The sequence below is a fragment of the Paenibacillus vortex V453 genome, from assembly GCF_000193415.1.
GTDB lineage: Bacteria > Bacillota > Bacilli > Paenibacillales > Paenibacillaceae > Paenibacillus_AQ > Paenibacillus_AQ glucanolyticus.
The window spans coordinates 1-14063 of sequence record NZ_ADHJ01000044.1 but is presented as its reverse complement, the minus strand read 5'-3'; the positions used below and the strand labels follow the sequence as shown (position 1 = coordinate 14063).

General features: G+C 46.8%; 11 protein-coding genes and 1 pseudogene. 4 read left to right on the top strand and 8 right to left on the bottom strand.

Annotation, left to right across the window (positions count from 1 at the left end; genetic code table 11):
- Nucleotides 1–91: 91 nt before the first annotated feature.
- The gene (locus PVOR_RS23900) at nucleotides 92–826 is read right to left on the bottom strand and encodes a hypothetical protein (protein WP_006212104.1); all 735 of its coding nucleotides are present in this window, start codon (nucleotides 824–826) and stop codon (nucleotides 92–94) included.
- A gap of 312 nt (nucleotides 827–1138) precedes the next feature.
- Here PVOR_RS23900 and PVOR_RS23895 point away from each other — a divergent pair, with 312 nt between their 5' ends.
- Nucleotides 1139–2122 (top strand): diaminopimelate dehydrogenase, encoded by a 984-nt coding sequence (locus PVOR_RS23895; protein ID WP_006212103.1) that lies wholly within the window; start codon nucleotides 1139–1141, stop codon nucleotides 2120–2122.
- Between the two features lie 51 nt (nucleotides 2123–2173).
- Here PVOR_RS23895 and gdhA read toward each other — a convergent pair whose 3' ends face one another.
- Nucleotides 2174–3553, bottom strand: a complete 1380-nt coding sequence (gdhA, locus tag PVOR_RS23890) for an NADP-specific glutamate dehydrogenase (protein ID WP_006212102.1) — start codon at nucleotides 3551–3553, stop codon at nucleotides 2174–2176.
- Between the two features lie 638 nt (nucleotides 3554–4191).
- Nucleotides 4192–5029: pseudogene (locus PVOR_RS23885) on the bottom strand (YitT family protein).
- Between the two features lie 250 nt (nucleotides 5030–5279).
- Between PVOR_RS23885 and PVOR_RS23880 the strand changes: the two are divergent.
- The gene (locus PVOR_RS23880) at nucleotides 5280–6044 is read left to right on the top strand and encodes an SDR family oxidoreductase (RefSeq protein ID WP_006212101.1); all 765 of its coding nucleotides are present in this window, start codon (nucleotides 5280–5282) and stop codon (nucleotides 6042–6044) included.
- 170 nt (nucleotides 6045–6214) lie between these two features.
- On the opposite strand, the gene PVOR_RS23875 is transcribed toward PVOR_RS23880, so the two are convergent.
- Nucleotides 6215–6553, bottom strand: coding sequence for a VOC family protein (locus tag PVOR_RS23875; RefSeq protein WP_006212100.1), 339 nt, complete (start codon nucleotides 6551–6553; stop codon nucleotides 6215–6217).
- Nucleotides 6554–6812: 259 nt separating this feature from the next.
- Here PVOR_RS23875 and PVOR_RS23870 point away from each other — a divergent pair, with 259 nt between their 5' ends.
- On the top strand, nucleotides 6813–8432 hold the full coding sequence (locus tag PVOR_RS23870) for a helix-turn-helix domain-containing protein (protein WP_006212099.1): 1620 nt from the start codon (nucleotides 6813–6815) through the stop codon (nucleotides 8430–8432).
- A gap of 143 nt (nucleotides 8433–8575) precedes the next feature.
- The gene (locus PVOR_RS23865; protein WP_052649315.1) at nucleotides 8576–9541 is read left to right on the top strand and encodes an ABC transporter substrate-binding protein; all 966 of its coding nucleotides are present in this window, start codon (nucleotides 8576–8578) and stop codon (nucleotides 9539–9541) included.
- Between the two features lie 157 nt (nucleotides 9542–9698).
- On the opposite strand, the gene PVOR_RS23860 is transcribed toward PVOR_RS23865, so the two are convergent.
- The 4 genes from PVOR_RS23860 to PVOR_RS23845 form a co-directional block, all read right to left on the bottom strand.
- Nucleotides 9699–10793 carry a hypothetical protein gene (locus PVOR_RS23860; protein ID WP_006212095.1) on the bottom strand — a complete coding sequence of 365 codons (1095 nt, stop codon included), beginning with the start codon at nucleotides 10791–10793 and terminating at the stop codon, nucleotides 9699–9701.
- Between the two features lie 55 nt (nucleotides 10794–10848).
- Nucleotides 10849–12249 carry a sensor histidine kinase gene (locus PVOR_RS23855; RefSeq protein ID WP_006212094.1) on the bottom strand — a complete coding sequence of 467 codons (1401 nt, stop codon included), beginning with the start codon at nucleotides 12247–12249 and terminating at the stop codon, nucleotides 10849–10851.
- 6 nt (nucleotides 12250–12255) lie between these two features.
- Nucleotides 12256–12915 carry a response regulator transcription factor gene (locus tag PVOR_RS23850; RefSeq protein WP_006212093.1) on the bottom strand — a complete coding sequence of 220 codons (660 nt, stop codon included), beginning with the start codon at nucleotides 12913–12915 and terminating at the stop codon, nucleotides 12256–12258.
- Between the two features lie 204 nt (nucleotides 12916–13119).
- Nucleotides 13120–13956 (bottom strand): sulfurtransferase, encoded by an 837-nt coding sequence (locus PVOR_RS23845; protein WP_006212092.1) that lies wholly within the window; start codon nucleotides 13954–13956, stop codon nucleotides 13120–13122.
- Nucleotides 13957–14063 lie beyond the last annotated feature (107 nt).

Genomic DNA, 14063 nt, shown 5'->3' with positions numbered 1-14063 from the left:
ATGAAAGAACCCGCCAAACATTCAAAAGAACCCCGACTCTTGTTTTTTGCAAGATGGGGGTTCTTTTTTGGGTTTGTTTGAATCCGGTTTATTATAACGGGACCTGCTTGGACAATGCCTCAAATTGCAACAGATGAGGATTTATTTTGTTTTGTATGCTCTTTAAATATTTTTTCGCGGCATCATTTTGACGTTGTTCTGCAGCCGTGCTGGCCGGAAAGATCGAATAGGATTTGTTGACGGAGCCGTTTTTGTATTGGACACTGAACATGGAGGCAGCTGCCCAGGCTTTTTTCATGTTTTGGTTGCTTCCCATAATCGTCAGCAATTCCTTGCCATTCTTGTAAGTGAAGCTGTAATCCGGGTCCGCTACGGCATGAATGACATCGTAGCCGCTTTGGAATACGCCTGCCTTGAATGTCCCCTTCCGGAGCTGGTTCCATCTGACGGTCCCGTCGGGGAGCGTGACTTTGTGCGTCTGGAGGCCTTCGCCATCCATCTTATCGTCCGTCCAGGAGCCGTTGTACACCACTTTATGTTGTTCATCATCTGCTTGGTATTGGTTCATGTATTTACCGGTGCCCGTGCGTTTTCCGTTTACGAAATCGCCGGAATACTGTTTGTCTTCACCCCATTTGATAGTGCCTCGCCCGTGGGGCTGGCCATTGGCTGTCTCACCGTAATAAGATGTCCGTGCGGATATTTGGATCCATTCCTTGGCGGAGGCGGCATTGGCATCTGCTGATGCTGGTGCTGGAACGAGAGAAGATGCAAAGAGCGATAAAGCACAAGCAAGAGTTATGGATAACGCCTTTATTTTTTGCATGATAACATGTCTCCTTTTCTCGGGTGATCTTAATATTTACTTCTCTTAAGCTTTCATAAATCCTCTTATGGCTGCAAAATTATGGGTCCTTCGTGTTGAAATAGCAAGAACGAAGTCAGAATACCGGGGCAACGTTTCACAAGACAACAGGTAAGATTATTGTGGATAAAATATGAACGAAACAGATAGAAAGGATTTCCTCTCAACATAAAATAGTTTACATTTGTTGTGATGTACTATATACTTATACTTTAAAGCAGTACATAAACATCATGCCAATGGAAGTATGGTCTGGCAAAGGGAGGATAAACATTGAACGCATCTATTAAAGTAGGAATCGTAGGTTATGGTAACTTGGGTAAAGGGGTACAGAAAGCGATCGGACAGAATCCGGATCTGGAGCTGGTGGCTATCTTCACGCGCAGAGACCCGCAGCAAATGCCGGCAAATTCCGGTGCACGCTTCGAGCATATATCAGCGGCAGAGCAATATATCGGCAAGATTGATGTCATGATCCTCTGTGGCGGTTCGGCTACGGATTTGCCTGAGCAAACTCCACAGCTTGCCAGTATGTTCAATACGGTAGACAGCTTTGACACACACGCGAAAATCCCTGAGTTTTTCCAGGAAGTTAACAAAGCAGCGATGGGCGGAGGTCATGTGAGCGTGATCTCGACAGGCTGGGATCCGGGGCTGTTCTCCATGAACCGTCTCCTCGCCGAAGCGATTCTGCCTGAAGGAAAAGACTACACGTTCTGGGGCAAGGGCGTAAGCCAAGGCCACTCGGATGCGATCCGTCGAGTACCCGGGGTGAAAGCGGGCGTTCAATACACGGTTCCGGTAGAAGAGGTTATCGACCAGATCCGTTCCGGAGAAACGCCGGAACTATCTACTCGCGAGAAGCATCGGAGAGATTGCTTTGTTGTAGCGGAAGAAGGAGCGGACCAAGAACAAATCCGGCAAACCATTGTGTCGATGCCTAACTATTTTGCGGATTACGATACAACCGTTACCTTTATTACGCAAGAAGAGCTTGAGGCTGAGCATGCCGGGATGCCTCACGGCGGATTTGTCATCCGCAGCGGGATCACCGGAAACGGAAGCAAGCAAATTGTTGAATTCGGGCTGAAACTCGACAGCAACCCTGAATTTACGGCGAGCGTGCTCGTGTCTTATGCAAGAGCGGCCATTCGCTTGAGCAGAGAGGGACAGCAAGGCGCCAAGACGGTATTTGATATCCCGCTCGGATACCTGTCGCCAAAATCAGCCGAAGAGCTCCGCAGCGAGCTGCTGTAAGCTGTAAGAAGCCCTGCCGCATATGCGGCAGGGCTTCTTTTTTTCTATATATTATACGATACCTTGGGCGATCATGGCATCGGCCACTTTGATGAAACCAGCGATGTTGGCGCCAGCCACAAGATTGCCGGCCACACCATACTCTTCAGCAGCATCTACGGCACTGCTGTAGATGTTTTTCATAATCTGATGGAGCTTCGTATCCACCTCTTCAAAGGTCCATGACATTCTCATGCTGTTTTGGCTCATCTCCAGAGCGGATACGGCAACTCCGCCTGCATTGGCGGCTTTAGCCGGTCCAAACAACACGCCGCTGCTAATGAACAGCTCCATGGCCTCCAATGTTGAAGGCATATTGGCTCCCTCGCCGATAGCCTTCACTCCGTTTGCGATGAGTGTTTTGGCAGCGTCGGCGTCGAGCTCATTCTGCGTGGCACAAGGAAGTGCGATATCGCATGGAAGGTTCCAGATTCCCGAGCAGCCTTCGGTATACTCGGCATGTGGGTGGATCTTGACGTATTCGCTGATCCGCAGGCGATCCCGCTCCTTCAGCAGCTTGACGGTTTCAAGGTTGATTCCGTCCGGATCATGCAGGTATCCGTTGGAATCACTGCAAGCAATGACATGCGCGCCGAGCTGCTGCGCTTTCTCGATGGCGTAAATGGAGACGTTGCCCGAGCCGGAAACCACGACGCGGCGGTCTTTGAAATCAAGGCCTTGCGCAGCCAGCATTTCCTGTACGAAGTAAACGCAGCCGTAACCGGTTGCTTCCGTCCGAGCCAGGCTTCCGCCATATATGACGCCTTTGCCTGTCAGCACTCCAGCTTCATGTCCTCCGCGGATACGCTTGTATTGACCGAACATATAACCGATCTCGCGAGCACCGACCCCGATATCCCCAGCAGGCACATCGGAATCAGGTCCGATATGGCGGTACAGCTCGGTCATGAAGCTCTGGGTAAAACGCATCACTTCCTGATCGGACTTGCCTTTCGGATCGAAATCCGAACCACCCTTGCCGCCGCCGATCGGCTGGCCCGTGAGCGAGTTTTTAAAGATTTGCTCAAAACCAAGGAATTTGACAATGCCGGCATAAACCGACGGATGGAACCGGATGCCGCCTTTGTACGGACCCAGTGCGCTGTTAAACTGGACGCGGAACCCGCGGTTCACTTGAGTTCTGCCTTGGTCGTCCATCCAAGGAACGCGGAAGGTGATCATACGCTCCGGCTCGACAAGGCGCTCCAAGATACCAAGCTCACGATACTTCGGATGCTGGGCTAACACAGGGACGAGGGAATCCACAAATTCCCGGACGGCTTGGTGAAATTCGGACTCATGCGGATCTCGCGCTACAACCTGGTTATAGATGGATTCCACATAATCTTGCGCGGCAGTAAGGGGTGAGGATACAGAAATATTCGTAGTCACTTTTGCGATGCACTCCTTCAAATCGTTAAAGTAGTATTGCGTGAAAAATCGTCTGTTCTGCAGAAAGAGGGGCCTGTCTTGGACAATTTGTACTAAAACATTAAAAGTTTGCACTCTGCATTTTTAAGTTAAAAAGAATTTTATAGAATCTTGGCTCGCATTACCAATAAAATGTTTTTTACGAACTCATTAAATATTTCTATAAACCTGTCATTAGGTGTTAATTCGCTGGCAGTTTCGCCGTGTTTCGTGTAGTTAAAATGCAAAAAATAAGCTGAATTTGTCATGGAAATACACAACGAAACCGGTCGCGAAGTTAAATTTTTTGGGTGTGTTTTACGTTTAGGGTAATGGAAGACATGGAATATTATTACAGTAGCTGAAGGAGCCATCTTCCGGCAGAGACGCTTCTGGTCATCCAGCCAGCAGATCCGAAGCAGGCCGGGGCGGAAGGAGAGAATGACCTCTGCTGTCCGTGTCGAATGATGCGATAACGAATCTCGGATTGGAGTACGGAAGATATATGTCTCCGATATAAGCTGTTTAATATAGCCGAACATGTACACAAAAAAAGATCGAACCCAGTCCGCGTGCTGAGTTTCGATCTATTTTGTTATTACAATAAGAATAAGTGCGTTTTATTTGGATATATCAATGAATCCCTCGCCAAACACATCGCGTACATCGTGGATCGTGACAAAGGCATTTTTGTCCTCTGCGCGCACGATTTTTTTGAGCATGGATACTTCTTGTTTGCTAATGACGATGTAGAGCACATCTTTCGTTTGACCGGTGTAGTATCCGTAACCCCGCAATACGGTTACCCCGCGATCCATGATCTCCGTCACCCGTATGGCGATGCGATCATGATGGGTTGAGATGATGGTAACGGCTTTTTTTGGGATTCAGCCCCTCGATAATAAACTCCATGGCTTTGGTCCCGATATAGAGGATCACCACCGTGAACATCACCTTCTCGATACCGATAACAAAGACGGACAGTCCAGCCACGATCAGGTCGAAGAACAGCAGGGCGTAGCTGATATTCCAATCCCAATATTTGTTGGCCAGACGTGCGAGTATGACCGTGCCTGCCGTTGTGCCGCCCACCCGGACGATGAGTCCGATTCCGACGCCGGCAAACAGTCCGGCGAAGATGGCGTTGATCACCGGCTCATTCGAAGCGATACGCCAGTTCTCTGTCAGATGCAGGAAGATGGAGTTAAAGGCAACCGCAATAATGGTATACACCGTTGTTCTTCTATCCAGCAGCCTGTAGCCGATAATGAGTAAAATCCCGTTAATAACGATGCCGACCAGTGCCGGGGACCATTGCAGCACGTAATACAGAATGATGGATACCCCGGTAACGCCGCCTTCGCCAAAATCGTTGGGAATCACAAATAAATTGACGGCCAGCGCAAAAATAAATGCCCCGATGAGCAGCATGATCATATCAAATGCTCTTTTTTTCATACGTACCTACCTCCATGACTTTCAACAAGCTCACAAAAAAAGACGATTAAAGGAAAAAATCATCCTTTAATCGCTTTATGCAAACATAGGTTGCGCAGCTCTTTTGATATTCTCATTATAAATGAGCATTACATGGAATGTAAATGATTTTTAATTTTCAGAAAAGGAATGTCCGAATAGGTGAGCAACATTTCGAAACGGACCCTGTGATAAAACTGAAAGTGAAAGAAGAAGAGGAGATGATGAGATCATGACTGCATTGAATGGGAAGATAGCCCTGGTTACGGGTTCCAGTCGAGGAATTGGGCGCGCCGTAGCCATGCGTTTAGCAAAGGAAGGGGCCTTGGTAGCTGTTCACTATGGCAAGAACCGCGATACGGCGGAAGAGGTCGTACGGGAGATAACACAGGGCGGAGGCGATGCTTTTCTGATTGGGGCAGATCTTGGCGACAGGGATGGAGTAAGCAAGCTGTACAAAACGCTGGATGAGATGTTGAGAGCACGGACCGATGATACGCGTTTCGATATTCTGGTCAATAACGCAGGAGTCGGCTTGATGGCAACAATCGAGGAGACAAGAGAAGAGAGCTTTGACGATATCATGCGAGTCAATGTGAAGGCACCGTTCTTCCTGATTCAGCAAGCCCTTCCACGCCTTCGGGACGACGGGCGCATTATTAATCTATCGTCTGCCGTAACCCGGATTTCCTTGCCCAATATTCCGGCGTACACCATGACGAAGGGGGCCATCAATGCGTTGACGCTCTCCTTGTCAAGCCAGCTTGGCTCCCGTGGGATTACGGTCAATGCGATTCAACCCGGATTCATTAACACGGACATGAATGCCCCGATGCTTCAGGATCCTGCTTCGTTTCAATTCGGCGCCGACTATTCGGTCTTCGGAAGGTGGGGAGAGCCTGGCGATATCGCAGATATCGCAGCATTTCTGGCTTCTTCGGAGAGCCGCTGGATCACGGGTCAGAGCATCGATGCAAGCGGAGGCTCTCACTTGTAAGAGCTTGCTTCTTGAAGCAAGAGAAGAACACGTATTCATGAGAAGAACCGTGCCATGCACGGTTTTTTGCATGTTCTGTAACAGGCCGACATACCATAAAGCCCGCGCGCAGTGCGCAGGCTTCTTATGGTAGGAAGCTAACCCAGCCGTTACCTCATGCGGCATGATAGTTATGCAAGTACTTCTACTGTAAAGCCTCCCGGAGCCTTGACATAGAAAGTCCAGCCGTGGGCCCTTTGGGGAGGAGGGACATCATACCCATCCTCCCTCAGACGTTGATGGATTTCATTTACCTTCTCTTCGCTTTCCTGTATAAAGCCGATATGAAAAGTCTTGGGATAGTTCACCTCGGTCCCCCGCATTAAGGTCAGCACCATCCCTTCATCGTCAAACAACGCTGCAAATGACTGACCGCGCTCACCGCCGATTTTGAGTCCGAAATAAGTTTGCAGAAATTCCTTGGCTGCGGTTACATCAGTTACCGTGAGATTAAGATGATTCAGTATCATTGTGTGCACACTTCCTTTTTAGTGGAATGAGTGATTCTTAATTCAAGCGTAGCACATATATGCAAGTACCAGGCTTATGGTCGTTTTAGACTGTAGTTGATGATGAAAGCCGTCATATAAGTTGAAGGTTTTTGAACGGGCTTTGCTTTGTCAGTTCATAAAAATGCATAGCTGCTGAGAATGGATTTATCCTAACAGATGAGACAGCGCATCTGTTATACTTAATTGATAATGATTATCATAATCAAGGGGGGGTTCTATGTTAACTCCAAAGGCCACCTTTTCCATGTACTCTTTTCATATCCCCATTCGTTTAATCGGATTGGAGAAAGGGATTCCAAGCACCATCGGGGACAGTCAGGAGGCGGATTACATAGTACTGATTATTCAGGACGGAGCCGGTATGCTGCACCAGGATGATCGTTCATTCCCGGTTTCCAGGGGAAGCGTATTTGTCTCTGGCAGCACCATTCCGGATTTAAGGCTGGAATCGAACAGAGTTACCCCGTTGCGGGGGATTTATATAGAATACCGGTGTTTATCTATAGCTGGCAGCACATCTTATGGTCTTGATTGCTCTGCGCCGTTTCATGCCATCTCGCCCGAGACTCTGCGATTGGCCGGAGAGTTTGAGAGCTTGTGGAGAGGTCAGAACTCAGATGAGCCCTTTCACATGCAGCTTCTGTTTATTAAACTGCTGCAGGAGATCCATGCGGAGATGGAAATCAGGGCTTCTTCATCAACAAAACAATCTTGGGTGGAGCAAGCTCTTGAGTATATAGAAAAGAACTACCATCAAGATGTAACACGTGAGCATATGACTGCTCTGTCGGGTGTCAGTCCTGAGCATTTCTCACGCATGTTCCGCAAGCATACTGGACGTACCTTTAATGCTTACCTGACGCTGCTTCGAATTCGCAAAGCGCAGGAACGAGTATTGACCGGATCGCAGGATCTGAATGCTCTGGCGCAGGAGGTAGGGTATAAGGAGGGCTTGTACTTAAGCCGTAAATTCAAAGAATCCGTCGGTGTATCGCCTACGGTATACAAACGCAAGACTAAACGTATCACGGCGTTGAATCTTAACCATACCGCATCGTTGTTGGCACTTGGCATTATTCCAGAGCTTGGTGTGTATACTCCCTGGCTGCTGCAGACTCAATATAACAAGAACTTGAGTACAGGACGTTATTTCGATCCCTATACGCTTGCCACTGATGGATACTATGAAGCAGTGGCTTCATCCAGTCCCGATTTGATTATTAGCTACAATTCTGCGGCTGAGAATAAGAGGATGCTCTCTTTGGCCCCTGTTCTGGAGCTGCCATTCAAGACGATGAGCTGGCGTGAACAGTTTCGTTTTATTGCTTGCACGATGAACAAACAAACGGCAGCAGAGGATTGGCTGTCCCGTTATGACGAACTTGCCGATCGTGTGAATGGTGAGCTGAACCATGTGCTTGGTGAGCGGGGCACCGCCGTTGTCTGGGAAATATGCTCGGACAAGGCCTATTGCATTAGCGGCAGCTTCGGCAGAGGCAGTCAGATTTTATATGATGATATCGGATTCCGTCCACCTGAACGGCTGATAGAGGAGGGTTTGTTTCGTGATGGGTTTGTCGAAGTCGATATTGGAGAGATCGCTTCTTATGCAGCAGATCATATTTTTATCACGTCACTCCCAAGTGATCCATCTGGTCAGGAACGTGTCAATGTATTGTTTCGTTCGGAGGAATGGATGAATTTGGATGCAGTCCGGCGCAATCAAGTCTATGTGCTGAATCAGCCGGAATTATTCTTCGGGTATGATCCCATCTCTTCGGAAGCACAGCTGCACGAATTGATGAAGGTGCTGAGACGACATCACAAATTTGCATGAATGGACATCATTATAAGGCATAGCCATTTGAAGGGACAGGGGGTAAAGTTTATTTGAGAATGATTATCGTTATCGATAAATAAGGGGGATTCAAATTGCTTTTTTCAGATTATTTGAGCAGACGAAGGCTTACATTGATTGTCATGGTCCTTATAACGGCACTTATGATCAGTGCGTGTGGAGCAGCAGATACGGGTAACGGCAATAGCAACACGGAGACAGTACAGACTGCAGCGTCGGATCCGTCGAAAGCGGTTGAGACGAATTCGGAGGGAGATTCCAAAGTGAAAACGATCTCCACTGTCCATGGAGACATTGAAGTTCCGGTGCATCCGCAGCGAATTGTTGCTGAAGAATACTTGGGAAGTCTCATTGCGCTTGATGTGATTCCGGTCGGAGCGCCAGGATTAACCATCAAGAACTACTACTTTAAAGAATCTTTGGAAGGAATCGAGGATATTGGGGATTACGGAAAGCCGTCAGTCGAGAAAATCGTGGCATTGAATCCGGATCTCATCATCACCGGCAATGCTGAAAAAACGTATGAACAGCTCAGTAAAATTGCACCTACTATCGTCATTCCGTACGGGGATTTAAAAAACGCCCACGAAGAGCTGACTTATTTCGGCGAACTGTTTGGTAAGGAAGAAGAAGCTAAAACCTGGCTGGAGGAATATGACCGGCGCATTGCGGCCGCCAAGGCTAAAGTCGATGCAGCAATTCCCACTGACGCCACCTTCAGTATTATGGAGGACGGCGAGAAGTCAACCTGGGTATACGGTGATAATTTTGGGCGTGGCGGTCAGGCTGTCTATCAGGCTTTGGGAAGGAAACCTCCCAGCGGGGTGGCCGAGGAAATATTAGAGAAGCAGTGGGCTGAGTTAACGGCTGAAATGGTGAGCAAATATGCGGGTGATTATATTATTATGACCTCCAATTCCAGTACGATGGAGGATTATAAAGCAGACCCGATCTGGGGCAGCCTCCCGGCAGTCAATAAGGGACAGATGTACGTCTGGCCTGAGGAACGCTCCTGGTATTATGATCCGCTTGCCGTTCTTGCTCAAACAGAAGAATTGGCGGATTGGCTCTCCAAACAGGATAGATAATTGATGTGGTTCTCTCCGTCGTCGACGATGAGCACGCTCGCAAATGATATGACGTGTTGGCTTACTGGAAAAATAGATAAAGAGTGTGCAATTTCTGCACACTCTTTTTTGTTGTATTGAATTCAATCTATGAGGAACCAGCCTAATACTTGAGAGGTTATGGTGTAATGGAGGGAGCAGGATTATACAACAGGCATCGTAGTGTTTTTTCAGGATAACGAAGCTCTGCATCATAAGTGCTGCCATCTTCCAAAGTAATTAGAATGTTAACCATTCCACGTTTATCGTTAACTGGATTCTTCACATATTTTGCGCTCTTGATTGCTCGGGTTTCGCCAAGCTTCTTAGTCACAATCTGCCTAGCTGCTACCACCCAGCTTGCATCCTTGCTTATTTTTAGACTTGCTGAGGAACTAATAGGTGTTCTTTTGTATGATAAATCAGTAACCGTTGTATCTATCACCGTACCTGTTGTTGAATCCAGGATGACAATATAAGTTAAATAGGCTTGTCCATTGGCTCGTAAAGTATCTGCTTTATAAGGCTGAAAGAGAATACTCCATGTTTTCTGTTGTTCGGAATATAAGGTATGCAAAGAGGCAGAGACCTCCAGTTTGGAAACATCGACGTCAAATATTTTCTTTACACTTGCTGCTGCAAATTTGACAGCTTCTGACTCTTTGATGTCGGTGATTTCCTGTTGTTCGGGATCAACTCGTTTGGATAATACATAGTTGATCCGGTAGTACCAGTCGATATGTTGCAGCAGCTCTTGATCTGTCATAGGTCTCTTGGGGTAGAAGAAGATGTCTTTGTCCATATCGAGATAAAAATCATAAGGTCCTGGCTCTAAGGGTAGCGGGCTCGTTGGTCGCAGTCCATCATATACATATTGATCGCCCAGCTTTAGAAGACGGTTACTTTCCTCTTCTGTAAGCTCTCTGCTTAGCTCGGTGGTTTCTTTCTTATTTTCATCGAAATAGTTATTAATTAATTGTACTTCTTCATCTGTTATAGTCTGCTCTAGATAGCTCTCAACTGTCGACACAGGAGCTGTGGCTTCAATTTTCATAACAGGCACCGTGCTGCTAACGGAGCTTACGGTCGAAATGTTCTGTTGCAAGGACGCCTTTTGTGCTACAACTGTTTGATTTACGACACTTGGAACCATGACTGCATTTAATGCTAGAAGTCCCCCCGAAATAACAAATACTGTTGCTGCCATCGTGAATAATTTCTTCTTGTTTTTCATTGATATACCCTCCATTTAATAAGCTTTTGTCTTGGTTTACTTTAATATAGCGTTATTATGGAGTCGTACTGGAGTTGTTATGGAGTTGTAAAATAAGATGGACACTCGTTCCTGAATGCTGCTTGGACTGCAGTGATAGACGAGCATCGTGTGCTTCGGCAATTTGACGGCACAAGGATAAGCCGAGCCCTGCCCCTCCATGTTCTCTGGAACGGGCACTGTCAGCTCGGTAAAAGGGTTCAAAAGCCCGTGCCACCTGCTGTGCAGTCATTCCAATACCGAAATCGCGTACTTCCAGAACGGCTTCTTCGTCAAGTTCATAAGCCATTAGCCTAATTTCGCCTCCTTCAACGGAAGCATGAATTGAATTCTCAAGGCAGTTTACTAGGAAAGTGGCGAGTAAATCAAAGTCCCCATATACATAATCGATATCCCGATGGACAATAAGCTTGATTCGAGAATCCCTCATGTTTTTCATTTCAGTCTGTTGGACAGAATTGAATAACTCTTCAACAGGGATTCGTTGCAGTTCCAGCGGTTTACGACCGACAACCGAAAGGTCTAGCAGCTTAAAGGCCAGGCTTTTTAATCGCATGGTTTCGGTCCATATATAGTGGGTGGCGGTGCCGCGTTCTTCTTCCCCAATGTTAGCGGATCTCAAGTATTCTGCGAAGCCTTGCATACTTGTAAGTGGTGTTCGCAATTCGTGTGCAAGATTATCAACGATTCGTTGTTTTTCTTCTGCCATTTCTGACAACTCATGCATACGCTGTTCTATCGCTTCAGCCATGCGGTTGAAATTCTGCGACAATTCGCCGAACTCATCCTTGTTATATAACAGGACCCGTTCTGAATAATCGCCTTCGGCAATATGTTTGGTTGTCTTCGATAATAACCTAAGTGGTTTAGTCAACTGCCTGATGAATAGAAACAGGAGAATCATAAGCGCAGGGCTGATCGTAAAGTTGATAGTTACAAAAAAACGATTCAGCTCTCGCTGATTGTCATACAATTCCTCAATATCTCGTGTGTAAACAAGCAGTAGATGATCATAAGGGGGAGGAAGTTTATGAGAGAATTGTATATAATGAATTCCTTGTTCTTCAATTTGTTCGAATGGAATGTCGGGTTTTATTAGATGGTTCATATCTTTTGGATATAATAGCTGTTCTTGATTCCAGAGCTGTAAGGTAACACCCTGTTGTAAATAATTTTTGGCATAAGAATAGGTAACATTGTGCAGGATTTCATCGTCTACACTCGATCCTCGTGACATGATCGACGTTAAATTCTCGTAGATGTTATTAGCAATGAGCGCTTGTTCACTTGAGGCTCTTTGGATTTCTCGCTCTGTATTAAGAGACCAGCTTTTATTCATAATCATGACAACACTGATATCAAGTGCCACAACGAAAAGAACTAATACCACGAGTAGTGTCTTCAGCCAGAATTTCAATGGGTTCTATACCTCCGCATTCAGCCTATAACCCAGCTTAAAGATAGTGACGATCCGTTCTTCCCATCCTAGCTTTTTACGCAGCTGTCTAATATGGACGTCTACCGTGCGGGTTTCACCGAGGAAATCATAACCCCAGACAAGTTCCAGCAGTTTCTCTCTGGATAACGCAATATTGCGATTACGGATTAATACCTCAAGTAGATCGAATTCTCGTGCAGTCAATTCTACAGGTTGGTCGTTTTTTAATACTTGCCGTTCCAGCAATTTGACTTCTGCTTCACCTAAGACAAAGAGGTCATCGGATGGCTTCGCACGGCGAAGCACGACATTTATGCGAGCAAGAAGCTCTACAATTTCAAATGGTTTGATGATATAATCCTCAGCTCCAAGTTCAAATCCGGTGATGCGGTCGGACAAGGATTCCTTTGCTGTAAGAAAAATAACCGGTATGTTATATGCTCGTATATGTTGCATTAGTTCAAAACCATCCATACCAGGCAGCATTATGTCTAGGAGAATCAGATCAAATTTCTCCTGTTTAAGAAATTGAATGACGTCTGTTCCGTTGTAAGATTTACAGAAATGATGTCCTACCAGTTTTAAATTCATTGTAATTAAATCGTTTATCGATTTTTCATCTTCAACGACTAATATATTGGCCACAATCGAGTCCTCCGTTTGCTAAAATCCGTTATTCACTGCGATAAGCAGGGCGTTTTTTAAGTCAAAGCCCGTGTTTTACGATAGTTTCTCTTTGAATGTACTTTAGCACGAGTTGTCGTTTCAGCGATACATAGATTCATGAAAGATAGTTAACAAGAGCGATCATATAAAAAAAGAACCCGCCGACTAACGGGTTCTTGCACTTTACTCGTCTCCCGTCGCAACCGGGTTGTCCTCGTAACTGATCCAGTCGCTCCAGCTGCCTGCATACAGCTTCACATGGCCGTAACCGGTTTCCTCCAGAGCAAGCACGTTGGGGCAGGCAGTTACGCCGGAGCCGCAGTATACAATGATCTCGGCATCTTGCGGAATGTCCGAGAAGTGCTCACGAAGTGCTCCTGGAGCCTTCCAATGTCCGGAAGGCTCCAGAACACCCTTCCAGAAGTAGTTCTTTGCACCCGGAATATGTCCGGCCTTGGCATCCAAGGGCTCCTCCAATCCGGCATATCTGCGCGGCTCGCGGGAATCCAGAAGCATGCTGATACCCTGTTGAGAAGCCTCGCGTACGTCATGTACGCTGACGAGTTTATGGGGCTGCAGCTTCATTTCGTATGTAACGGGAATGACAATCGGCTGTTCATCCGTAACCGGATAAGAAGCGCTCTTCCAGGCTGAATAGCCTTCGGCCATTACATAGGCTTGTTCGTGCCCCGTATATTTCAGCAGCCACCATAAACGGCTAGCCATGGCCCCGCCCTGGTCATCATAGATGACGACACGGCTGCCTTGATGAATACCGGATTGGCCAAGACGCTTTGCCAATGTATCCAAGTCTGGCAGCGGATGGCGTCCGCCATGTTCCGTAATGGGGGAGGAGAGGTCCTTCTCCAGATCGAGATAAACCGCACGCGGGATATGCGACTCCTCGTAACTGGCCTGGCCGCTTTCCGGCTTGCCAAGAGCAAAACGGCAGTCTACGATGACCAGATCCGATTCGTAGAGTCTGGCCAGCAGCCATTTCATCGTCACGATATTGTTCATATATCAGGACACCGCCTTCTATGGGAAATAATGAGATAAGGTAATCGAATTATATCATATTGCTGCTTGCCATTACGTATATGAGCATTTTGCATAATTCGAAAATT

Coding starts and splice junctions, on each gene's coding strand:
- PVOR_RS23900 (WP_006212104.1), bottom strand. CDS start 826: ATGCAAAAAATAAAGGCGTTATCCATAACTCTTGCTTGTGCTTTATCG.
- PVOR_RS23880 (WP_006212101.1), top strand. CDS start 5,280: ATGACTGCATTGAATGGGAAGATAGCCCTGGTTACGGGTTCCAGTCGA.
- PVOR_RS23875 (WP_006212100.1), bottom strand. CDS start 6,553: ATGATACTGAATCATCTTAATCTCACGGTAACTGATGTAACCGCAGCC.
- PVOR_RS23870 (WP_006212099.1), top strand. CDS start 6,813: ATGTTAACTCCAAAGGCCACCTTTTCCATGTACTCTTTTCATATCCCC.
- PVOR_RS23865 (WP_052649315.1), top strand. CDS start 8,576: ATGGTCCTTATAACGGCACTTATGATCAGTGCGTGTGGAGCAGCAGAT.
- PVOR_RS23860 (WP_006212095.1), bottom strand. CDS start 10,793: ATGAAAAACAAGAAGAAATTATTCACGATGGCAGCAACAGTATTTGTT.
- PVOR_RS23845 (WP_006212092.1), bottom strand. CDS start 13,956: ATGAACAATATCGTGACGATGAAATGGCTGCTGGCCAGACTCTACGAA.